The sequence below is a fragment of the Sulfurimonas sp. ST-27 genome, from assembly GCF_048081595.1.
GTDB classification, from domain to species: domain Bacteria; phylum Campylobacterota; class Campylobacteria; order Campylobacterales; family Sulfurimonadaceae; genus Sulfurimonas; species Sulfurimonas hydrogeniphila.
This window is the reverse complement of the sequence record NZ_CP182226.1, coordinates 1,037,639-1,060,427: the sequence shown is the minus strand read 5'-3', so window position 1 is coordinate 1,060,427 and position 22,789 is coordinate 1,037,639. Positions and strand designations below refer to the sequence as shown.

26 protein-coding genes are annotated in these 22,789 nt (G+C 33.8%); 18 read left to right on the top strand and 8 right to left on the bottom strand.

Annotated features, from left to right (window positions below; all coding sequences use genetic code 11):
- Window positions 1-17: 17 nt before the first annotated feature.
- The 7 genes from ACM66U_RS05595 to ACM66U_RS05565 are packed head-to-tail and all read right to left on the bottom strand — an operon-like array spanning window position 18 to window position 7,162.
- Window positions 18-1,424, bottom strand: a complete 1,407-nt coding sequence (locus ACM66U_RS05595; RefSeq protein WP_418641364.1) for a COG3400 family protein — start codon at window positions 1,422-1,424, stop codon at window positions 18-20.
- Window positions 1,421-2,536: a tRNA (uridine(54)-C5)-methyltransferase TrmA gene (gene trmA / locus ACM66U_RS05590; RefSeq protein WP_418641363.1), complete on the bottom strand. Its 1,116-nt coding sequence runs from the start codon at window positions 2,534-2,536 to the stop codon at window positions 1,421-1,423. Before trmA ends, ACM66U_RS05595 begins: the two co-directional genes overlap by 4 nt.
- A 21-nt stretch (window positions 2,537-2,557) precedes the next feature.
- Complete coding sequence (gene fliP, locus ACM66U_RS05585) at window positions 2,558-3,295, bottom strand: flagellar type III secretion system pore protein FliP (protein WP_418641362.1); 738 nt, start codon at window positions 3,293-3,295, stop codon at window positions 2,558-2,560.
- Window positions 3,292-4,071, bottom strand: a complete 780-nt coding sequence (locus tag ACM66U_RS05580; RefSeq protein WP_151900417.1) for a flagellar motor protein MotB — start codon at window positions 4,069-4,071, stop codon at window positions 3,292-3,294. Before ACM66U_RS05580 ends, fliP begins: the two co-directional genes overlap by 4 nt.
- A gap of 12 nt (window positions 4,072-4,083) precedes the next feature.
- Window positions 4,084-4,848 carry a motility protein A gene (locus ACM66U_RS05575; protein WP_151900418.1) on the bottom strand — a complete coding sequence of 255 codons (765 nt, stop codon included), beginning with the start codon at window positions 4,846-4,848 and terminating at the stop codon, window positions 4,084-4,086.
- 48 nt (window positions 4,849-4,896) lie between these two features.
- Window positions 4,897-5,577, bottom strand: coding sequence for a phosphatase PAP2 family protein (locus tag ACM66U_RS05570; protein WP_418641361.1), 681 nt, complete (start codon window positions 5,575-5,577; stop codon window positions 4,897-4,899).
- Window positions 5,567-7,162 (bottom strand): phosphoethanolamine transferase, encoded by a 1,596-nt coding sequence (locus tag ACM66U_RS05565; RefSeq protein ID WP_418641360.1) that lies wholly within the window; start codon window positions 7,160-7,162, stop codon window positions 5,567-5,569. The genes ACM66U_RS05570 and ACM66U_RS05565 overlap by 11 nt, the downstream gene beginning before the upstream one ends.
- Window positions 7,163-7,498: 336 nt before the next feature.
- Between ACM66U_RS05565 and glmU the strand changes: the two genes are divergently transcribed.
- The 18 genes from glmU to ACM66U_RS05475 all read left to right on the top strand — a co-directional run bounded on the left by glmU (window position 7,499) and on the right by ACM66U_RS05475 (window position 22,291).
- The gene (gene glmU / locus ACM66U_RS05560; RefSeq protein ID WP_418641359.1) at window positions 7,499-8,803 is read left to right on the top strand and encodes a bifunctional UDP-N-acetylglucosamine diphosphorylase/glucosamine-1-phosphate N-acetyltransferase GlmU; all 1,305 of its coding nucleotides are present in this window, start codon (window positions 7,499-7,501) and stop codon (window positions 8,801-8,803) included.
- 72 nt (window positions 8,804-8,875) lie between these two features.
- On the top strand, window positions 8,876-9,403 hold the full coding sequence (locus ACM66U_RS05555) for a hydrogenase maturation protease (protein WP_418641358.1): 528 nt from the start codon (window positions 8,876-8,878) through the stop codon (window positions 9,401-9,403).
- Window positions 9,404-9,411: 8 nt separating this feature from the next.
- The gene (locus tag ACM66U_RS05550; RefSeq protein WP_418641357.1) at window positions 9,412-9,912 is read left to right on the top strand and encodes a DNA-deoxyinosine glycosylase; all 501 of its coding nucleotides are present in this window, start codon (window positions 9,412-9,414) and stop codon (window positions 9,910-9,912) included.
- Between the two features lie 269 nt (window positions 9,913-10,181).
- On the top strand, window positions 10,182-11,240 hold the full coding sequence (locus ACM66U_RS05545) for a GTP pyrophosphokinase (protein ID WP_418641356.1): 1,059 nt from the start codon (window positions 10,182-10,184) through the stop codon (window positions 11,238-11,240).
- A 93-nt stretch (window positions 11,241-11,333) separates the two neighbouring features.
- Window positions 11,334-12,614, top strand: coding sequence for an HNH endonuclease (locus ACM66U_RS05540; RefSeq protein ID WP_418641355.1), 1,281 nt, complete (start codon window positions 11,334-11,336; stop codon window positions 12,612-12,614).
- Between the two features lie 94 nt (window positions 12,615-12,708).
- On the top strand, window positions 12,709-13,743 hold the full coding sequence (locus tag ACM66U_RS05535; protein WP_418641354.1) for a TIR domain-containing protein: 1,035 nt from the start codon (window positions 12,709-12,711) through the stop codon (window positions 13,741-13,743).
- A 191-nt stretch (window positions 13,744-13,934) separates the two neighbouring features.
- Window positions 13,935-15,563 (top strand): AAA family ATPase, encoded by a 1,629-nt coding sequence (locus ACM66U_RS05530; RefSeq protein WP_418641353.1) that lies wholly within the window; start codon window positions 13,935-13,937, stop codon window positions 15,561-15,563.
- On the top strand, window positions 15,563-16,189 hold the full coding sequence (locus ACM66U_RS05525; protein WP_418641352.1) for a retron system putative HNH endonuclease: 627 nt from the start codon (window positions 15,563-15,565) through the stop codon (window positions 16,187-16,189). Before ACM66U_RS05530 ends, ACM66U_RS05525 begins: the two co-directional genes overlap by 1 nt.
- Window positions 16,190-16,319: 130 nt before the next feature.
- On the top strand, window positions 16,320-16,565 hold the full coding sequence (locus ACM66U_RS05520; protein ID WP_151900321.1) for a hypothetical protein: 246 nt from the start codon (window positions 16,320-16,322) through the stop codon (window positions 16,563-16,565).
- Window positions 16,566-16,681: 116 nt separating this feature from the next.
- Window positions 16,682-16,870, top strand: a complete 189-nt coding sequence (locus tag ACM66U_RS05515) for a hypothetical protein (protein ID WP_151900322.1) — start codon at window positions 16,682-16,684, stop codon at window positions 16,868-16,870.
- Complete coding sequence (locus ACM66U_RS05510; protein ID WP_418641351.1) at window positions 16,855-17,175, top strand: type II toxin-antitoxin system RelE/ParE family toxin; 321 nt, start codon at window positions 16,855-16,857, stop codon at window positions 17,173-17,175. Before ACM66U_RS05515 ends, ACM66U_RS05510 begins: the two co-directional genes overlap by 16 nt.
- 236 nt (window positions 17,176-17,411) lie before the next feature.
- The gene (locus ACM66U_RS05505) at window positions 17,412-17,693 is read left to right on the top strand and encodes a hypothetical protein (RefSeq protein WP_418641350.1); all 282 of its coding nucleotides are present in this window, start codon (window positions 17,412-17,414) and stop codon (window positions 17,691-17,693) included.
- Window positions 17,694-17,841: 148 nt separating this feature from the next.
- Entirely contained in the window at window positions 17,842-18,096 is a 255-nt protein-coding gene (locus tag ACM66U_RS05500; protein ID WP_418641349.1) for an AbrB/MazE/SpoVT family DNA-binding domain-containing protein, read from the top strand.
- Window positions 18,090-18,416, top strand: a complete 327-nt coding sequence (locus ACM66U_RS05495; protein ID WP_418641348.1) for a type II toxin-antitoxin system PemK/MazF family toxin — start codon at window positions 18,090-18,092, stop codon at window positions 18,414-18,416. Before ACM66U_RS05500 ends, ACM66U_RS05495 begins: the two co-directional genes overlap by 7 nt.
- A gap of 327 nt (window positions 18,417-18,743) precedes the next feature.
- On the top strand, window positions 18,744-19,043 hold the full coding sequence (locus ACM66U_RS05490; protein WP_418641347.1) for a type II toxin-antitoxin system HigB family toxin: 300 nt from the start codon (window positions 18,744-18,746) through the stop codon (window positions 19,041-19,043).
- 1 nt (window position 19,044) lies between these two features.
- A complete protein-coding gene (locus ACM66U_RS05485) occupies window positions 19,045-19,416 on the top strand; it encodes a helix-turn-helix domain-containing protein (RefSeq protein WP_418641346.1) in 372 nt (123 codons plus the stop codon).
- A 74-nt stretch (window positions 19,417-19,490) separates the two neighbouring features.
- Window positions 19,491-21,110 carry a YcaO-like family protein gene (locus ACM66U_RS05480; RefSeq protein WP_418641345.1) on the top strand — a complete coding sequence of 540 codons (1,620 nt, stop codon included), beginning with the start codon at window positions 19,491-19,493 and terminating at the stop codon, window positions 21,108-21,110.
- Window positions 21,095-22,291, top strand: a complete 1,197-nt coding sequence (locus ACM66U_RS05475; protein WP_418641344.1) for a class I SAM-dependent rRNA methyltransferase — start codon at window positions 21,095-21,097, stop codon at window positions 22,289-22,291. Before ACM66U_RS05480 ends, ACM66U_RS05475 begins: the two co-directional genes overlap by 16 nt.
- Here the strand turns inward: ACM66U_RS05475 and ACM66U_RS05470 are convergent.
- Entirely contained in the window at window positions 22,288-22,728 is a 441-nt protein-coding gene (locus tag ACM66U_RS05470) for a rhodanese-like domain-containing protein (RefSeq protein ID WP_346388695.1), read from the bottom strand. The genes ACM66U_RS05475 and ACM66U_RS05470 overlap by 4 nt on opposite strands.
- Window positions 22,729-22,789: the final 61 nt, after the last annotated feature.

Sequence of the window (22,789 nt, the reverse complement as noted above, 5' to 3'; positions counted from 1 at the left end):
GAATAAATTAACGCTGTTTATAGCTGTACAGGTATAAAAATTTGATGAAAATCATCCAGTTTAAAATAGAGTTTTTCACTGTCAGTTGAAAAAAGAGCATAAATATGGCGTGTTGTGAGTTTGTTTGTAAAAGGAATAATCTGTATAAAATTTTCTTTGTGCTTCAGGAGCCGAATCGGGTTTTCATTTTCTTTGAAGACTTTGATTGACTTGGAAAAAATCGTTGAAAGATTATAAAAATGCTCAATGACCTGTTCTTTTTCATCCTGGTGCTCGTTGATATAATTATAAAGTTCTATATTGAAATTCAGCTGCTCGGCTATATCAAAAATCGTAGCAGATATTTTTTCCAGGTCTCTGTTGTCTGAGAGTATCAAAGCGACATCTTTCACCTTGGAAAAAGATTTTTCTGAGAGTTTCAGTACCGGTACATGTACATCATACAAACATTTTCTCACATGATAATCGGCAAACATTTCTCTTGATACAATCACCAGTCCGACATGATACGACTTTACGTCATGCAAAAATGCAGATCGCAGATTAATACTGTCATAATCTATCTCGACAACAATATCCAGATCTCTTAAATCCTTGATTTTTTCAATAATATCAATATCTGAAGGGTTTACAATTTTTATAACAAGGTCATGCTTGAATTTTTCATGTATATACATTGCATGGTGCACAAGCCCAAGAATATTTGAGTGATTTACAATATTCATATCTATATATAAAAGAATATTTGTTCCAAAAGGCTCGGGGAACTGTCCGAGTTCACGCTTGATCGCTTTGTATACAGAACGCAGAACTGCCGGCTCACCAACAAGCAAAAGAGTGTCATTCGGCTGTATCATGCGTCTGCGCGAAGGCATAATGAGCTTTCTGTTTCTGTATATGGCAACTATACGCCAGTTCTTCTGCTCAATCACTCCGATATGCCGATAAACAAAAGAACTGCCAAAAGGCACAAGCACTTCCATTATTTCGCCCTCGCCTATACCGACATTCTGTGCTATAACCGGAACATTTGGCAGGTAATCCAACAAACGGGAGGCCAAAATCTCGTTTGCATTGATGAGTACAACATTCGGATCTTCATTGGTCATATTCCACTGATTTAAGACAACAACCCGCAACTGCTTTTTGACAACACGAATATTTTTAATCGTATTTTCCACTTCGATCTGGTTGTCCATCGCTATAACAACCTGGATAAATTCCATTTTTAGCAAATTTGCCAGTTTGTAAAAACTCGTAGGATCAAACTCGTAAAATTTAAACCGTGCAGGGCTTGCATCTTTGAATTTTTTCTCTTTTGTCTGTACTATATAGTATATATTTTCACTCGTATATGTCTCTGCGACCCGTTGAATAAAGTGTTGTCCTATCGGTCCGCTGCTTATTATCAGTATTTTTTTCATTTGAGATCTTTTTTAATAAGTTTCACACCCATTTCAACATGATGTGTGTAGGGAAACTGGTCAAAAAGCGCCATGTCTGTCACCTGATGTGTTTGGCACAATATTTCCAAATCATCCAGGAGGGTCAGCGGATTACATGAAATATAGACTATATGATCATACCTTGAGACAAATTTGCATGAGTATTCGCCCATTCCGCTTCTTGGAGGATCTACAAAAACAGAGTTGATATTGTAGCTGTTGATATCAATATCTTTCATTCTTCTGTACTCTCTTACGCCGTCAAGTGCTCCGACAAAATCCTCAACACTCATGCGTACAAATTCTATGTTCTCTACCTGGTTTAAAAGCATATTTTCTTTTGCCGCATTGATGGAGGATTTGGATATTTCTGTTGCCAGTACTTTATTGAATTTTTTTGCAAAAGGTATAGTAAAGTTTCCTGCCCCGCAGTAAAGCTCAAGCAGATCATTTTTCGTATCTGAAAACCTGTCGCTTGCCCAGACAATCATCTGTTCGTTTACTCTCGGATTTGGCTGGGTAAAACTGTTTTCAATATGTTTAAACTTATAGACATCACTGTTTACATGTAAAGTCTCTGTGACATAATCCTGTCCTATCACAACTTTTTGTTTGCGTGACCTGCCTATGATATATATATTCAAATCTTCTGCTATTTCTGTTGCTTTTTTCTGCCATGCTTCATCCAAAGCCCTGTGATACAATAGTGAAACTACTATTTCTCCCGAGCTTGCACTTAAAAAATCTGCACCGAAAAGCTTAAAGCCTATCTCATGTTTTTGTATGGCTGAGAGCAGTTTTGGCATCAGTTCAGCGATATATTCATTGACCTGAGGACATTCCTCTATCAGAACAACCCCTTTTTTATCAATATGGTTCATCGCATAGGATATCTCATCATCGGAGTGCCATATTTTGAACTCGCTTCGTGCACGATAATGTTCATCCAGGGATTTATACACAGAAATATCTCCGTCAAAGTAAGGAGAAAATCTTTCTTTGTTTATCTGTACTTTTTCATTGAGTTGCACTTCATACCCATCTTCATAGACTCTGCATGCACCACATTCGCCAAAATATTTACAATCCAATTTTACATCCTTAGAAAATATTTATTTTACGGAGGCAATCAAATTGCCTATCAGTAAATTCCAGCCGTCAATCAATACAAAAACAAGTATTTTGAAAGGCAGAGAGATCATAACAGGAGGCAGCATCATCATACCCATAGACATCAAAATAGAGGCCACGACCATATCTATGACCAAAAAAGGCAAAAAGAGCAAAAAGCCTATCTCAAAAGCGGTTTTTAATTCACTGATGATAAAGGCAGGAATAACAATTGAGAGAGGAACATCTGCCACAGTTTTCGGATTTTCCATTTTTCGTATACGCAAAAAGAGCGCCAGATCTTTTTCTCTGGTATTTCTAATCATAAAATTTTTAAAAGGCAGAGTAGTTTTGGTAAAAGCCTCTTCATACCCTATATCCTTGGCTATGTAAGGCTTGATACCCTGCTCATAGGCTTTTGTTCCTATGGGTTCCATCACAAAAAAAGTCAAAATCATTGCAAGCATGACAAGAAGCTGCGTCGGAGGAACCTGTTGGGTACCGAGTGCCTGACGTAAAAACCCGAACACAATGACAAATCGTGTAAATGTTGTCATTACAAGGACCATCGAAGGAGCTAAAAAAAGCAAAGTAAGTACAACAAGTACATTCAGAGAAGAAACAAGCTGTTGCGGTGTATCAGGAGCAGAAAGGCTGAGATTCATTGTAGGCACAACAGGAGAGTCTGCCCCAAAACCCAAAGCACTCAATGCCAAAAGTAAAAAAAGAACTCTTATCATTTTTTCTCGACTGTTTTATCTAAAATAGAATTGTTGATATTTTGGGCTTCTTCACTTTTTTTGCCATAAAAATGCAATTCAACTCTTCTGTTTTTTTCTCGTCCTGTGGCTGTTGCATTGGTCGCTATGGGCTGATACTGTGCAAAACCTGTTGCACTCAAACGTGCAGGATCAACACCGTCTAAAATCAACTCATGCAAAACCGCCAGCGCTCTTGCAGTTGAGAGTTCCCAATTGTCCTTATAAGGACTGTTCGGTCCGGGATCTCTGTCATCAGTATGTCCCTGTACATCCACAAGCATATCATTTGGCAACTCTTGAATAATAAGCGTAATCCGCTTCAAAAACAACAAAGCGTCCTGGTTTTCTATCGTAGCACTGCCTGGTTTAAACAACAGTGTTGCCGGCAGTTTTATAACAAAACCGTCTTGGGCTTCTTTTACGGTAATCGCAGGAGACTGTGTTTTTTCCATCATCTCATTCGCATCAGTTGCAGCCTGCTGTACTCTGTTGACCACTTCACTCGTTTCGTCCTGAGAGTCTATAGGCGTGGCTTCAAGCATTCTTTTTTTTGAAATTTCTGTTTGCGTACCGCCCTCAAGGACACTCATCGCCCCTGAGAGTGAACCGATCGCTTCTGAAATCTTTTTTGCATCCATACTTGACATGGAAAGCAGCAAAACGAAAAAACACAGAAGCAGAGACATTAAGTCTCCAAACGCCGCAAGCCATGCAGGGAGGCACTCCTCGCATTCAGGACACTTTTTTTTACCCATCAGTGCTGTCCGCTATTCAAACTGACTGACACGGTCAGCAGGAGCCAGATAGGCAAGCAGTTTTGCTTCAAGCACTCTAGGCGCATCACCGGACTGAATAGACATGATACCCTCAAGGATCATCTCTTTAAGCATAGTCTCTTCATCATTTCTGATAGTCAGGATATTGTAAATCGGTGTTCCGAATATATTACCTATCATTGCACCGTACATGGTTGTAAGCAAAGCAACTGCCATTGATGGACCAATTGCAGAAGGATCTGCCATATTTAAAAGCATGGCAACAAGTCCGATGAGCGTTCCGATCATACCCATCGCACCGGCAAGCCCTGCCCACTGGTTAAATATAGAAGCATGAATCTTATGGCGGGTACTTGTCTGTTCCATGTCAATTTCAAGCAAATCACGAATCGTATCAGGTTCACTGCCGTCAATTGCCATGGAGAGCCCTTTTTTCAAGAACTCGTTCTCTTCATTGTTGACATCACTTTCCAATGCCAAAATACCGTCTTTTCTTGCCTTGGTTGCAAACTCTACCAGTTTTTTGATAAGCTCACCCACATCCTCTTCGGCAGGTTTGATAGCTTTCATAAAAACTTTGGTAAATTTTTTCATTTGCGCCGGTTTAAAGGAGATCATCAAAGCCCCGATACTACCGCCGACAACAATTAAAACAGAAGGAATATCGATATATGCACCGACACCAACACCCATTGTCATGGCCCCGAGCAAAAGAGCCATAATCAAAACAATACCAATGACCGTACCTAAATCCATCCAAAAACCTTATGAAAAATTTATAATTACATTATAATAGCACAATTATTATAAAGAGTAAATTTTATTGACTATCTTTGCGATGAGTAATATAATCAGCCATGCAAGTATCATTGTAATGACCGTATGGCTGAAAAAATGATCGCCGATAACCATTTTATACAGCCCCATACTCCATCCGATTGTCAAAGCAACTGCAGAGGCAATGATTTTGTTTCTCCGTTTGTGAAATAAAAATATCAGGCTCAAAAGCGCAAATCCGCCGCTTGCATGTCCGGCAGGCCAGCATTTGCTTTTGTGATGATGCAGTTTAAATTCGTGAGTATAATTTTGCCAGACTGCCGTTCGGGGATACACGCCGCCGTATCTTACTTCATCTTTGGGACAGGGCATATTTGTCTGTCCTTTTATAGAACTTGCAATAAGCGGCACAAATATAGCAGAAAGTATGACAATAATCATGCCTCTTTTGTAGTCATTGACCAGTTTTGTTTTTCTAAAAAAGATGAGCGCAAGCAACAGACTCACAGCAAAGGCAATGAGAAGTTTTTTAATACCGTCGTAAAATATAAACTTGTAAGGCTGCTCACCCCAAAAAAGAACCCATTTATGCGTCGTAAAATCAAAAAACTGATCTTGCAGGCGCAAATCTACATCGCTTATCCCGAAAAAAATGATGCTAAAAAGCAGAAGTATAAAAGTAACAACGAGTTGCTGGTTAATGTTCATCTTTTAAAATATCCAGCTTTTTGTTATACTCTTTTGTATGCACATCAAATATGCCCAGTAATGTATGAAAAAGATCATCTTGTGTATATTTTTCATCTTTACGTTTTCGCAAGGCATCTTCATCCACTTTTTTTGCCATATTTTTTCCAAACCACATCAACGCACCGATATGCACCTGCGCATCAGGAGCCATAAAGTAAGGAAGTCCGTGCAGATAGACACCGCCCTCGCCCAGACTCTCTCCGTGGTCGCTCATATATATCATAGCTGTATCATATTTGTTCTCATATTTTTTTAAAAAATCTATTGTTTTGTCTAAAAAATAATCGGTATACAAAATAGCATTGTCATAGGCATTTGTTATCTCTTGCTGTGTACAGTTTTCCAACTGATTTGTTTTACATGTAGGCGTAAACTTCTCGAACGCTTTTGGGTAACGTTTATAATAGGCAGGACCGTGATTTCCCATCTGATGCAGCACAATTAAAATATTTTTTCCTTTGTTCTTTTGTATAAATTTGTCAAGTCCGACAAGCATACCGACATCTCTGCACTCTCCGTCTGCGCACACAGTGTTGTTTTTGGGAATTTTATAATCTTCATACGGCACACGCAACGCAACACCTTTGGAGTCAGAGTTATTGTCTCGCCAAAGAATCGCTACATCATTTGTATGCTTTAACACATCCAGCACATTTTCTGTGCTGATGCCTTTTTTGTAGCTGTAGTCTGCTTTGCCGTATTTCGCAAACATGCACGGCACAGATGCAGCAGTAGAAGTGCCACAGGAGTAAAAATTCGGAAAATCCACGATGTCATCTTGCGCAAGCAGAGGATTCGTCTCTCTTTTATAGCCGTTGAGACTAAAATGATCCGCTCGCGCTGCTTCACCCACAACCATAATAACAAGTTTTTTGCGATTGTCGTCATTGACTATTTTGGCATCAAGTCCTATCGGTTTGACAACAAGCGGACCGCTGTTAAATGTCAGATTGATATACTTTCCGATGGAGTACATCCAGTATGCCGGATTTATTGTATAACGCAGGGGCTTATGCTCTCTGACAAAAGATGTATAAAATTTGCTAAACAAAAAGAATGACGCGACAATAACCGCCAAAGAGAGCCCTATGAGTTTTAAACGTGCGAAAAATTCTTGCTTAAACGGTCTATACGCAATTTTTGCCTTATATACGAAATAAGAAGGCAAAAGACCTAAAAAGACAAAATACAGCACCTGTTTGAGCGTGACCAGATCCAGTGATTCGTGCATATTTGTCTGCAAAGTATTTCGAATCATACTCGCATCAATCACCACATGATAACTGTTCATAAAATAGTTTGTCAGCGATGAAACCAGTAAAAGTGTAATCAAAATCGGTTTGAGTGTGTATTTATAACAAACCAGACTCAGTAGAAATATCATAAAAAAGACTAAAATAACCGCAAGAGAAATCAAAAAACCTATATTGTGCCAGTTCAGCGGATAGACCTGCAAGACATTGTGAAAAAAGCTGTAATTGTCAAAAAGAATAAAAAATATGCTGACATAGATGATGAGTTGTGTTTGTGTAATTTTTTTCAAGGGGAAAATCTTCTTTAGTATAAAATATCTTATTACATGTAAGCAAACATAAATAAGTTTGAAATTATACACTTTATAATTAAATAATGGTAACATTACACTTTAAAGTAACTTGTTGGGACCCGTACTTTAGTGCCAATGCATCAAGTTAAGAAAAAAGTTCGATATTCTTTTGGAACCTAGGTTTTAACCTAGGCCTTAGTTTTGAAAGGCACAAAGCCCGCACTGAAGTACGGGTTCCGAAAAAGCCGCTTAACTTAATGGCATTGAGGTTAAAACCCAGGTTACTAAAACATAACTGAGTTTTGATACATAAAAAACAGATAAAGAGCAGACATGAAAAATGAGAAAATAAGCATAATAATTTTGGCAGCCGGCAAAGGCAGCCGTATGAAATCATCGCAAGCAAAGGTTTTACATTCAATCAGCGGAAAACCTATGCTCTACCATATTATAAAAGAGTCCCATAAAATTTCTGATGATATTACCGTAGTGGTTGCCCATCAAAAAGAAGCGGTTATTGAAACAATGCAAAATTATTTTGAAAACATTCGCTTTGTCGAACAAGACGCTCAAAATTTTCCAGGAACCGGCGGAGCCATGATGCAGGTAGAACCAAAATATGACAAGGTGTTGGTTCTTAACGGAGATATGCCACTCATTACAGCCGATGCACTCAAAGGCTTTTTGGAACTTGAAGCAGATATCATCATGAGTATTTTTGATCTTGAAAACCCTGACGGATACGGTCGCGTCATTATACGAAACAATCATGTTGAATACATTGTAGAACAAAAAGACGCTGATGAAGCAGAACTCAATGTCACCACCGTCAATGCCGGAGTCTATGCCTTTTCAAAAGTAATTTTAGAGCGATATATTCCTGATTTAAGCAATGACAATGCGCAACAAGAATACTATCTTACCGATATTATAGCCATGGCAAATGAGGATGAGTCCAGCATTGTTCCTCTGCTTGTTGATGAAGAACAGTTTAAGGGGGTCAATTCCAAAAAAGACCTCGCAGATGCCGAAGAGATTATGCAAAACAGAATTCGCACAAAATGGATGAACGCAGGTGTGACGATGCAGCTTCCTGCAACGATTTATATAGAAGAAGATGTTGTTTTTGAGGGAGAGTGCATCGTAGAAAACGGCTGTCGCATTACCGGAAAAAGCAAAATCATCAACTCGCATATAAAGGCCGGCAGCGTTGTAGAAGAGAGTATAATGAAAAACTCCGACTGTGGACCGATGGCACATTTAAGACCGCTTTCAAACATAGAAAACACCCACATCGGGAATTTTGTAGAAGTAAAAAAATCAACCCTCAAAGGGGTAAAAGCCGGACACTTGAGTTATTTGGGCGATGCTGAGATAGACGAAGGCACAAACGTAGGTGCGGGAACCATTACATGTAACTATGACGGCGTGAAAAAGTACAAAACAGTCATCGGCAAGAATGTCTTCATCGGCAGCGACTCCCAACTTGTAGCCCCAATAACCATAGAAGATGACGTGATGATAGCAGCAGGAACGACAGTAACAAGCGGCAAAATTAAAAGCGGTAATCTGGTTCTCAGCCGGACAAAAATGCGCCTTGTAAAAGATTTTTATTATAAGTTTTTTGGGAAGAAATAGACATTTGCATAAAAAACTTCACTTATTTCAATTTCTTTATTTTGTAAGTAAAAAATTTTGTTAGAATGCCACATGAATAAAAAACAAATTGCTATTTTAAGTATCGGAAATACATTACACAAAGATGAAGGTATCGCCTTATATGCGAGTAAATATCTGGAGTCCAACTACACTTTTCAACCCAGGGTGGATATTATTCACGGCGGTGTTGAAGGAAAAAAACTACTCAATATATTTATGGAATATCAAGAAATAATTGTCCTTGATGTCATCGGAATTGAGGATGCTCCAGGTTCAATGTATCAGTTCCCTATGGAGACCTTTCGCAGTTTCAGCACAAATGAAGATGATGACGAAACCGGAGTACTCGGATGTCTTAATTTGCTTGAGAGGCAAGGAGAAACTTTACCAAAAGTCACGCTTCTTGCGATTATTCCCCAGAGTATTGAGCCAGGAAGAGGTTTAAGCAGTTCGCTTCTCAAACCCTTTGATGCTTATGTCTTAATGATAATAAAATCTCTTGAAGACAAAGGTATCAACTGTGAAGAAAAAGCCGAAAAACAAACACTGGAAAATATAGCAGCTGATCTCACCAGTTAGACAAAACATTGCAGTCACTTCATTTTCACACCATTGAACCTGTTATATTTACTGATTCAAAAGTGCTTATACTCGGTTCATTTCCCAGTATAAAATCTTTTGAAGAGGGATTTTACTATGCCCATCCACGGAATCAGTTCTGGCCTATATTGGCTGCGATTTACAAAGAACCTGTTCAGACAAAAGAAGATAAAACTGCCCTGTGCAAAAAACACAAGATAGCCCTTTTTGACAGTGCTGCAAGTCTGCAAAGAGATGCAAACAATTCCAGTGATACCAACCTGAAAAATATAGAAGTCAATGATTTTGAAAAACTGTTAGCAGAATATCCAAACATCAAAACCATATTGTTTACAGGCAAAAAAGCACAACAGATTTTTGACAAAGAGTACAAACATCTGAAAATCAAAAAAGTCCTGCTCCCCTCAACCTCCCCCGCCTACGCCAGTATGAAATTTGAAGAAAAACTTGCGAAATACAAAGAGGCTTTGCCTCATCCCTTTCAGTAACATTTTGCGTGTTATGCGATATATATGACAAATAACATACAAAATGAGCTGTTATTTATAAATACAGCATAAAACATACACTTTATTTTTAATAAAAGTATTGTATTTTTTCAAATCAACTAAAAAAAATAATGTTTTAGCATATTTTTAATAAATATTAAAAATTAACAATCATATAAAGTGTATGTTATTTGTTAATTTAAGTGTTTTTGGAATATACTGTTTGTTGATAAATAGCTTACCGCATAAATATTAAAAGGATAAAATATATGGATGTTATTAAATGGTATATTGAAAATCAACCAACATACAAAAGACTTTCATCAAAAGTAGAATCTTTACTTTCAGAAGTCTTTGAAATAGAAAATATTTCTTATCATATTGTTACATTTAGAACTAAGAGTATAGACAGTGTTAGAGATAAAGTATCAAAAGGAAAATATAGTAAACCAATTGAACAAATACAAGATTTTTCTGGAATTAGAATTATTACATATGTAGAAGATGAAATAGAAAAAATATGCGAAATCATTGAAAAAACTTTTAATATTGATAATGCCAATAGTTCAAACAAAAGTGAAGCACTTGGTATTGATAAAGTGGGATATAAATCAATCCATTATGTTGCTTCTTTAGATAAAAGTAGACTAAAGTTACCTGAGTATAAACAGTACATTGGAAAATGTTTTGAAATACAAGTTAGAACAATTTTACAGCATGCATGGGCTGAAATAGAGCATGATAGAAATTATAAGTTTACAGGTAAATTACCTCTTGATATTGGAAGAAGATTTAAAATATTGGCTGGTGTACTTGAAATGGCTGATAGAGAGTTTAACAATATTTCAAATGAAATAGATGTAATTGCAAAATCTACTTTAGAAAATACAAAAAAAGGAAACTTAAATATTCCTATTAATTCAACAACATTAAATCAATACTTAAATACAAAATTTAGTTCTGTATTTAAAGATAAAGATGAAATAATTCCTGATACTACAAAGAACCTTATACATGAAATTGAAACATTTGGATTATATACTTTAGCAGATTTTGATGCAATCATTTCAAAAGATATTGAGCTAGCACTTATTAAATTAAAGGCTAAAGTTGGCAGTATTTACGAGTCAGGACTAGTCCGAAGAATTCTAATTGTGCATGATTACGATAAATATTTTTCTCAGATAGTTGATGCAGAAGATACTGATGAATTTCCTTGGGCATGGACAACTCCAGATACTGAAGAAGAAGAAAGAGAATTTTTTCATGAATGTGGAATTGATTGGTCTAAAATAGAAAAAAAGTATAATGCTTTCATCGCATTTTAGTAGCATTTAAAAGCTAACAAAACAGAGTATCCAATAAATTACCTAGCGGAAATTTATCGGCTATCTTCAGTCGTTAGTCTACAAAGGAAACATATGGAAAAATTTGCACTTAATATATTTTCTTTAAAGTTTAATACTATAATAGAAATTGGATACTCAGAAGATATAAGTCAGGTGATATTTGATTTTATCTCAATATTTAATGCTAATATAAATACTCAGAATCAAAGTATTAATATTGATGCAGAACATCAATACACAGATACAATGAAAGAACTTATTAGAAAATATATAGAAAAATACAAAAATGTATCTCCAGCAATACAACAGATAACGAAGTATTTTAAAAAATTAGAAGATAATGAATATTTTTATATTTTACATCCTGAACTTGAAATAAACACAAAAATTAAATATGAACTTGAAAAAGAACTATCTAAATTAAATGGTATTGCAACCTATTCTGAAAAAGAAAAACTTGAATTAAAACAATTTGACTGTATCCTGAATAATTATGAAATTCAAAATTTTGATTTAGAAAAAAATAAAATAATGCCTATTGGTATGAGAGAGAAAAACAAAAGAATCTGTCGTTTTTGTAAAAAAAGTAAACCTGATGTAAGTTTCGATAATGTTGCTCATGCCATATCAGAAGGACTAGGTAATAAAAAACTTATTTTAAATGAGGAATGTGATGATTGTAATAAGTTTTTTGATGAAAATATCGAAAGAGATTTTATTTATTACCATGATTTAGCTAGAACAATGTTTGGAATTAAAAATAAAAAAAATAATATCCCAAAAATGAAAGGCAAAAATTTTCAATTTTTTAAAGATAAAGAAAATAAAAATTTATCAATAATAATTCAAGAGAATAATGAACATAATAAAAGTGAAATACCAAAGAATATAGTTTTGAAAACAGGTAATAAAATAAAAATACAAAACCTTTACAAAACATTATGTAAATTTTCATTAAGTGTAATTGATGACAAATACATTGAAAATTTTAATGGAACAATAGATTGGTTAAACAATAAAAAAGAAATTACTCAATTACCAAAAATTGCAGTATTAAATGATTATCACTTTTTTACAAAAGTACCAGATATAACTTTATATTGCAGAAATAATAATCGAAAAGATATACCTTATCTAGTAAGTGAATTTAAATTTACATTTTATATGTATATTTTTATCATTCCTTTTTCTAAAGAAGATGAAAAAGATTTTTTAGATGAAAAAGATTATAGTAATTTTTTAGAATGTTTTCAACATGTAAAAAATATTAAAAAGTTTAATTATGTGGACTTTTCAAGTAATATAGAAAAAGAGTTAAATTTTAACATTAACTTTGAAAAAAGAGAAGACTAACAAAACGCAGGAGAGCAATATTTTACCCAAGGGCGGGTAAAATATTGCTCTCCTCAACCGTTAGTCTCACATTGAATAAGAAATAGGATGCGAAATGAAGAACCAAATGAATATATTTTATTCATGGCAAAGTGATTTGCCTGATAATACAAATAAAGTAGTGATAAGAGATATGCTTCAAAAAGCAAAGAATATTATAGAAACTGATAAAAAGATTAATCTAATAATTGATGAAGCAATAAGAAATAAAGCAGGTAGTCCAAATATATCATTAACTATTTTAGAAAAAATAGATGCTGCAGACATGTTTATTTCAGATATTAGTACAATCAATAAAACAGATACTAATAGCAATAGAAAAACACCAAATCCAAATGTAATGTATGAATTAGGATATGCAGTAGCGAAACTTGGATGGGAAAAAATTATTTTGATATTAAATGAAGAATATGGAACTATTGACGACATTCCTTTTGATATAAGACAACATGCAATCACAAGCTATACTTTATCAGATTTACAAGTAAATAAACAAAAATCTATTATAGGAAATAAAGCTAAAGAACTTGAAAATAAAATCAATTTAATTTTAGATATAAAACCAAAAGTAAAGATACTTGATAATCAAATAATCATAAAACAGAGAGATATTAAAATTATTGAAAAAATAATGAAACAAGTCCCGTATACACTTATAAGAGAACAAATAAGATATGCTCCAAAACAAATTTTAGTTGATTTACCAGTTTTTTTTGAAGATTTTGAAAGAATTTTGCATGAGAATATTGAATATTTGCATGATAATGAATTAAATGAATTATTAAGAAACTTACATCATGTTTGGCAAGATATTTTAAGTAACAGTTTAAATTATCATTCTAATAATCCAGACTCAAGATTTGCCACTTTTGTATCACCCCCAGGAGATATGCCACTTGATAAATCTCAACAAGAATTATGGGATTATATTGAAAATAGACATAAAGATATTGATAATGTATTAAAATCTATAATTGACATTATAAAAGACAAATACATTGAAATAGATTTAAAAAGTTTAAATGATAGTCTTCTTGAAAGTTATCAAAAAATCAAATTAGAGATAGAAGAACAATTTAAAGATTATTAAAAAGCAGGTTGTTGCAAAAGACTAACAAAAACGAGGAGACCAATAATTTACCCTAGCGGGAAAATTATCGCTCACGACTGCCGTTATCCGCTCACTGCGTGACCGGATAACGGGGGCGCGGGTTGAACACCGCGCCCCCGTTAAGTTAAAATTTTTTGATATAATAATGAAATTGAGTAATGGAGTAAATAATGAGATTAGAAAAAGTAGAAATAATAAAGTATAAAAACTTTGAAAATATAGTTATTGATTTTGAAAAAAGTGATAAATTCCCAGATATATTTTCTGTTGCAAGTAAAAATGGTGGAGGGAAAAGTACACTTTTACAATTTATTTTTATTCTTCTTCATTGTTTTATAGATAATTCAAAAAAACAATATATTAAAAACTTATTAGATGTATTTATAGATATAACTGAGGAGATAGAATTTGTAAAATTTATAATTTCACATAAAAATAAAAAATATAACTTAAATTTTAAAATTCATCCATCCAAAACAGATGAATATAATTTTGATATCTATTTAGATATAAGTGATACAAAGAAAAGAATAGAAAAATTTGAAGAAAATTTTTCAGAATATCAAAAAGTTATTAGAATGCAACAAGAATTACAAAATGTGGATAGAATTTCCCCTATTATAGAAAGGGAAATTCGTTATTTAAGAAAATTTATAAATTCAAAACAAGAAGATTATTTATATCATAATGCAAGATCCAAGAATGATTTAGATAGTTATAAAGAATTAGTTGAGCTAATAATGAAAAATAATTCAATTTCAGAAAAAGCATTAGAAGAACTAAATTTAATCTTTGATGAATTACAAGATAAGTTAAAAATCTTAGAAGCTTCTCTTGAAAACCATAATTTAATATATATTACACATTTAAGTAGCAATAATGTAATTTTATTAGAGACAGAAATGCCAAAAGAATTTTTAATTGAACTTTCAAATAAAGTTTTCCAAACAGCACCGAGTTCACAAATATTTTTATTCTTGTCAAATGAAGAAAAACATAGTATTTTTAATGAATTTTCCAATGAAATACCAAGTTTTTATGAGTCATATTACGATAGTATAAAAAGAGCAAAAAGTTTATTAAATGGTTTTTTTACTTATGACTTTGCTTCTACTGAACTAATTTTACAATCTTTTAAAAAAGCTTCAGAAGAAGATTTAAAAGCTAAACGAAAAACAGGAAAATATGGCTCAAAATATGATGAATTAACTGATGAGTTAAAGGGGTTTTTAGATGGCAAAGAAATAACTGAAAATGAAACAGGAGATAGAGTTATCTTTAAATCAAAAGCAGATGGAAAAGTATTGTCTCCAGAAGATTTAAGTCATGGAGAATTAAAAAAACTTGGGATATACATCTGGTTAAAATATATTGTTGAAAATGATTCAATAGTATTAATGGATGAAGTTGATATTGCTCTACATCCAAAATGGCAATATGAATTAATTAATGATTTATCTAAATGGTCGGAAAATACTCAATTTTTACTTGCAACACATTCGCCTCAAATACTTAGTTCAACATATTATAAAAATATTATTAAACTCGATAATGGCAAAGTAAAAAGATATAAAAAACCACCATTAGATAGAGATATTAATGCGATAGTTGTTGAAGTTATGGAATCAGAAAATTTTCCAAAAGATTTATTGGAACTTCATCAAAAATATAGAAAGCTTATTGATGCTGAAAAAAAAGATACAGAAGATGCAATAAAACTTAGGGAGGAAATATTAGAATATGAGAGTGAAAACTCATCATTTTTTCAAGAAATAAATTTTGATTTAGAGCTAATGTAATGAGATATATTCAAAAAGTTTCTACTCCTCAATTTTTTATTGATAATACTGCAGAAATCTCAAAATGGAAAGAGTATCCTGTTAGTAAAAAACCTTTAAAGGAACATATTTTAAAAAATGAACAAAATTATTTATGCATCTACTGTGAAAGTAAAGTAGAACTCAATAATTCTCACCTTGAACATATAAAACCAAAAGCAGGAGATAAATTTCCTCACCTAGTTTTTGATTACAACAATATAGTTGTATCTTGTAATGGAAATTGTCATGCAGACGATGAAGAACATCATAGTTGTGGTCATATAAAAGATAATGAATATAATGATACAAAATTTCTAAATCCAGTTGAATTAATAAAAATAAGGGATTATTTTGAATACGATATTGATACTGGTAATATTACTGAATCACCTAAAGATATCGATAAGGCAAAATACATGATAGAAACTTTACACTTAAATGATGGTTCATTACCTTTGGCGAGGAAAAAATCTTTAGAAAATTTTATCAAGAAAATGAATCAAATTGATAAGAATAAAAGAAAGAATAGATTAATTGAAATTTTAAATAAGGAAAATATTGCTTTTGTATCATTTTTGAGATTTAAGTATAAAGGTATACTATAAACTTAACAAAACCTAGCACCGAACAGGTAAACCTGTCGGTGAAGTCAAACGTTATCCGCTCACTGCGTGACCGGATAACGGGGGCGCGGGTTGAACACCGCCCCCGTTATATGCACAGCAAAGAGGGAAAATGAAAAAAGAATATAAGATAATTTTTGATATGCCAAAAGCATATAAGTCGCGTGAAGTTTTGAACAAACTACCATCACCAATTAGTAGTCAAATGACAGAAATATATAACTATTCTGTCGAAAATTATGGATTTTATTTATTGGACAATCAAGTTGACCAAAAGACTGTTGGAAAAGCAATGAAAATCTTTATTGATGAAGCTTTAAAGTATTCAAAAAACATAGAAGTAGTAGAACTGACATAAACATATAACAAGTACTAGGAGAGAAATACGAACCCTAGCGGGGATTCGTATTTCTCAAGACAGTCGTTATACTAAAAAAGAAGATATGTTATAATACAAACAAAAAAGGAGAGTACATGGTAGCCGTAAAACAAGAAGCACAAGAGATGATTCAAAATCTTCCTGACAACTGTACTTATGAAGATATTCAGTATCACCTTTATGTTGTAGAAAAAATTAAAAATGGCATTAGTCGTGCTGAGAATGGTGAAGTTTCATCGCATCAAGATGCAAAACAAAGAATGGATAAATGGCTTTCACACTAGAGTGGTCAGAAGAAGCTCTTGAGGATATTGAGTCAATTGCAACTTACATAGAAAAAGATTCCCCAACCTATGCTAAATCTGTAGTTTCAAAGTTTTTTGAAAAAGCAGAGATATTACAAGGATTTTCAGAACTAGGGCGAAAAGTTCCTGAATTTAATGACACAAAAATTCGAGAAATTTTTGTTTATAGTTATAGACTTATCTATAAATTGAATGAAGATAGTATTTTGTTTGTGGCAGTAGTTCATGGAAAAAGACTTATTGAAAATCATCAACAAAGTATAACAAAACAGAGTAGCCAATAAATACCTAGCGGAAATTTATCGGCTATCTTCGACCGTTATCCGCTCACTGCGTGACCGGATAACGGGGGCGCGGGTTGAACACCCGCTAGTCATCTGTCGCACAGCGCCAGATAACAAGCGGGAGGAATGAGCAACAACATCAGAAAATAAATTTTCAGATGTCGCCGTCATTCACCCGCGCCCCCGTTAAATATCAGGAGATACACATCGAACTTTCAGATAATATAATTTCAATCTTGGCTATTTTAATTGCTATTCTGTCTGCTTTATATGCACGATGGTCTGCGAAAGAAGCAATTAAAGCAAACAGCATTGGAAGGATGAATGCCTTACTATCGTTTAGAAATCATTATCTAGAATTAATGAAAGAACAGGAAAAGATGGGAAAAATTCTTAAGAACAGTAAAAATGGTACACAGGCAGTAATAACTAAGTATTCTGAACTAGATACAAAGTTCCGTGAAGTTAACAAAGAACTTGACAAGTACCATGACAGAGTTCTTAAAAATGACATTTAACAAGTACGAGGAGACCAATAATTTACCCTAGCGGGAAAATTATCGCTCACGACAAACGTTATCATAAAATCACTCTCTAAGACTTGACAATTTCAGTGTTATTACAATATAATTACATATCAAATATATTTGGAGTTATAAAATGACAATGCTTACAAAAATAGGAAACTCACAAGGTGTAAGAATCCCCAAGCCAATCATTGCTCAAGCACAGCTTGAAAACAAACAGCTTGATTTTGAAGTTGTTAAAGATGGTTTGTTGATTAAACCTATAGAAATAAAGAATAGAGAAAAATGGCAAAAAAACATTCAAGAAGTTTTATTAAAAAATAAAAACATTCAAGATGAAGCAATTTTAAATGATATGCTCAATGACAGTGATTTAGAAGATTACGAATGGTAAAAAATATTAAAAGATTTGATATAGTTTTAGTTAAACTAAATCCAACAGTAGGCTCAGAAATACAAAAAACAAGGCCGTGTATTATTATATCTCCAGATGAAATGAGTATGCTAAAAACGGTTATTGTAGCACCTATGACAAGTAAAGGTTTTGATTTTATATTTAGACCAAAGATAAAATTTGAAGCTAAAAATGGTTTAGTGTTGCTAGATCAAATAAGAACTATTGATAAGTCAAGAATAGTTAAAATATTAGGAAGAGTAGATACTAAAACACAAAAGATTATAGCTCAACTTTTAGTAGAAATGTTTGACTATTAAAAGAATGATAACAAATCAGAGAAGTTCAATTTTGTGTGAAGTATGAATGAGCCTATCTATCATAGCACAGGTTGGTTTATGAAGTAAAAGAACTTGATAAAATAGTAAGAGTTTTAAGAATGTGGTCACACTATGGAGAATGAGATACAAAAAAAGCTCATCAAAGAAGCAAAGATACACCAAAAAATTACGAATTACACCCCCTATAATTAAATATCTAAGGTGTAAAATATAACAAAACGAAGCTGAACTCCGAACAAACCACTAAAAATTTTATCTTGTATATAATTTAAGTTCTATAAACGGGAACTGTGTTACAATCCATCTATGAGAATAATTTCAAAGAAAAAACTAAAAGATTTTTATGAACAGTCAAAATATGCAGATTCTAAGAGTTCTTTAGAAGCTTGGCATAAAGAGGTCTTAAAACTTCACTGGAACAATCCCAATGAAGTTAAAGAAATGTATCGAAATGCCAGTATTATCGGAAATGAAAAAGTTGTTTTCAATATTGCTGGGAATAAATACAGGTTGATAGTTTCAATAAACTATTATGCAAAAATTGTTTTTGTAAAATTTATTGAAACACATAAACAGTACGATAAAATTAATATGGAGGATTTATAAGATGAATATCAAGCCGATTAAAAATGAACAAAACTACAACGAAGCACTTCAAAGAATTGAAACTTTAATGAATGCTAAACCAAATACATCTCAGATGGATGAGTTAGAGGTTCTAACAACTTTAGTAGAGGCTTACGAAGAGCAACACTATAAAATAGAAGCACCTGATCCAATAGAAGCAATAAAGTTCAGAATGGAGCAAGAGGGATTAAAACAAAAAGATTTAGTCTCTATAATTGGAAGCAAATCAAGAGTATCTGAAATTTTAAATAAAAAAAGGAAACTCACTATTGAGATGATTAGAAATTTACATAAACAGTTACATATACCGGTAGAGAGTCTTTTTTTAGATTACAAAACAAACTGTGCTTAAATGCTAACAAATAAAGATTAGGAATGATGATTGCCAACTTTACTCAATAAAAACAATGCAGGAAAAAATATTTAATGAATTTTTTATCAAAAGAAGCTCCGCTTCAAAGCTCTATATCTTCGATGAAGGCTGTTTTGTCTGATGTCGGATGCGAAACAGTTTTTCAAGAACACAAAAATCCCCTCACTCACTGTTATTCGGTGAATCTCAGCTCAAAAGAAGCACCCGGACATATCTATTCTAACGGCAAAGGTGTCCTCAGCGATGCTTCTGTGGCAAGTGCTTTGGGTGAGTATATTGAGCGTCTGCAGACAAACAACTTTTTTATAGATTTTCATTTGCCAAAGAGAAAATATTATCCTGATGAAGTTGTTTTTTCTTTTGATGAAGAGTATCTCAGCGATGAACTTATGGCAGTGTACAACCCTGAGAACAATCTCTCAGCTGAAGATTTGGTAGATTTCAACAGCGACTATGAAGACAAAATTGTCGCACTTCCTTTTGTCAAACAATCCACACAGGAGCGTGTTGCCATTCCGCTTAATATTTTAAGCAATCTTTATGTGAGCAACGGTTTGGCGACGGGAAACACCCCTTTGGAGGCAAAGGTGCAGGCTCTGAGTGAGATTTTTGAACGCTATGCAAAAATCGCTATCATTAAAAACGGCTATGCCCTGCCGAAATTTCCTGATGAAGTTGTGAAAAATTTTCCAAAAGTCTATGAAGATGTACAGGCATTGCAAAAACTCGGCTATAAGGTCGAAGTGTTGGATGCTTCTTTGGGCGGACAGTTTCCCGTCACTGCCATTTCATTGATAGATCCTAAGAATGCTACACTTTTTGTCTCTTTTGGAGCACATCCTATTCTTGAAGTCTCACTTGAACGCACAATGACCGAGCTTATGCAGGGACGTTCTCTTGAAAATCTTGACAGTTTTGAAGTGCCTACTTTTGACATGAGCCTTGTCTCAGACAGTTTTAACCTTGAATCACACTTTATAGACTCCAACGGCAAACTCGGATTTCTTTTTTTGAGTGCCAAAAAGAGTTTTGGGTATGTGCCTTTTGCATATCAAGGCAACACAACGCAGGAAGAATACGATTATTTGACGGGTATTTTACAAAAAATGGACAAAGAGTTTTACATCAGAGAATATGATTACCTCGATTTTTACTCCTGTCAAATCATTGTTCCCGGTATTTCAGAAGTTTATCCCATAGAGGATTTGATATATAACAACAAAAACAACGGCAAACTTATCCGTGATATGGTACTCAATTTTACAAAATATGACCCGCAGGAAATTATGCTTGAGATTGAATCATTGGAAGACTCACTCAATATGGAAAAATACATCGGTGTCATCTTTGCGAAAAATTTCACAATGGCTGAATTTAAAGCACAGATTTTATTGCGTCTGGGGGAGTATGACGAGGCACTGGAGTTATTGGAATACGGGACAAACAAACTCGGTCATCTCGTAGTAGAACTTGCTCGAATGCAGGAGATGCAACTTGATTATGAAGAGTACAAAGAAGCTTTATATGAGGTGTTTTCCAAAGAAAAAGTAGTAAAATCTTTGGGTATTCTCAATAATACAGACTTTTTAATAGAAACAACGCTGCATAAAGACTATACCAATATGCTGAACCTATATGACAAACTTGAGAGAAAAAAATGCACAATAAAATAGACCTGATACTCAAACCTGAATTTACACAACAGATACAAAACGGTTATCCTCTGCTTATGAAAGAGTATTTTGAAGATTGGCATAAACTCGAAGAAGAAGGTAGTCTGCTTCACTTGTATGACAAAAAAAAGAGATTCATTGCAAAAGGCTACTACGGATTACAGAACAAAGGACATGGCTGGGTTCTTTCACAAAAAGAAGATGAAACCATAGACAGCGAATTTTTCAAAAGAAAAATCAAAGAGGCACTCTCCTACAGAAAAGATTTCTTTGCCGACACGCAAACAACTGCCTTTCGGGTTTTTAACGGTGAGGGCGATGGCATCGGCGGCTTGAGTATTGATTATTTTGAAGGCTATTATCTCTTTACATGGTACAGCATCGGTATTTATACATTCAAAGAGAGTATACTCGAAGCTTTTAAACAGAGTATCGACTTTAAAGGAATCTATCAGAAAAAACGCTTTAATACAAAAGGCATGTATCTCGATGACAAAAGTGACTTTGTATCTGGACAAAAAGCACCGCAGCCTTTACATGTAAAGGAAAACGGGGCAAATTTTGCCGTTTATTTGGATGATGGGGCAATGGTGGGAGTTTTTTTGGACCAAAGAGAGGTCAGAAAAGCCATTCGTGACAAATATGCAAAAGGAAAAACCGTTTTAAATACTTTTTCCTACACGGGCGCTTTTTCAGTATTTGCAGCCCTTGGCGGTGCAAAAAGCACGACAAGCGTTGACCTGGCAAAACGAAGTTTACCAAAAACACAAGAACAGTTTTCCATCAACAACATTGATTTGAAAAATCAAAATATCATTGTTGAAGATGTCTTTTTATACTTTAAATATGCCGTGAGAAAAAAACTGCTTTTTGATATGGTTGTCGTTGATCCGCCGAGTTTTGCACGTTCAAAAAAACACATATTCAGTGCCAACAGAGACTATGTAAAACTCCTCAAAGAGGTGATACAAATCACAAAAAAAGGCGGTATTATCGTAGCTTCCACCAATGCTGCCAATTTCAGTATGATGACTTTTGGCAGATTCATAGATAAAGCTTTCAAAGATGTAAAAATAAAATACAAAGTGCTAAAACGCTACTCTCTTCCAAAAGATTTTCGCGTGGCAGAAAAATTTCAAGAGGGTAATTACCTCAAAGTCGTTTTTATAAAAAAACTTTAGTTTGTCTCAAGAATAAAATATCCGAGATAGTTTTTTATCGGTTTATGCGCATTTACCCAACTTGAAATACCGCCTTCGAGATTGACAACATTGCTAAAACCCAAATCTTTGAGGGTTTTTGCAGCCATCAGACCTCTAGCCCCTTTGAGACAATAACAGACTATTTGATGATCACTTAAATCAACAAGTTTGTCATCAACGGCGAATTCCAATTTCCCCCGAGGAATGGTAAAAACAGTTTTAGCAGGGATGACACCGCTTGCAAACTCGTCAGATTCCCGCACATCAATCAAAACCATATTTTCCAAGTCAATCTCTTCAACCTGAATTTGCTTTATCTCTTTCTTTGCCGCAGTCAGCAGTTCTTTTAAATGCCCCTTGATAAGGTCAATATCACACCTTTCGTAATACTTTTTCATCTGTTCGTTATGGTTCATGAAAGCTCCTTTACATGTATTGCATACTAAAGTATACAACCAAACAGCTTAATCATTAAGT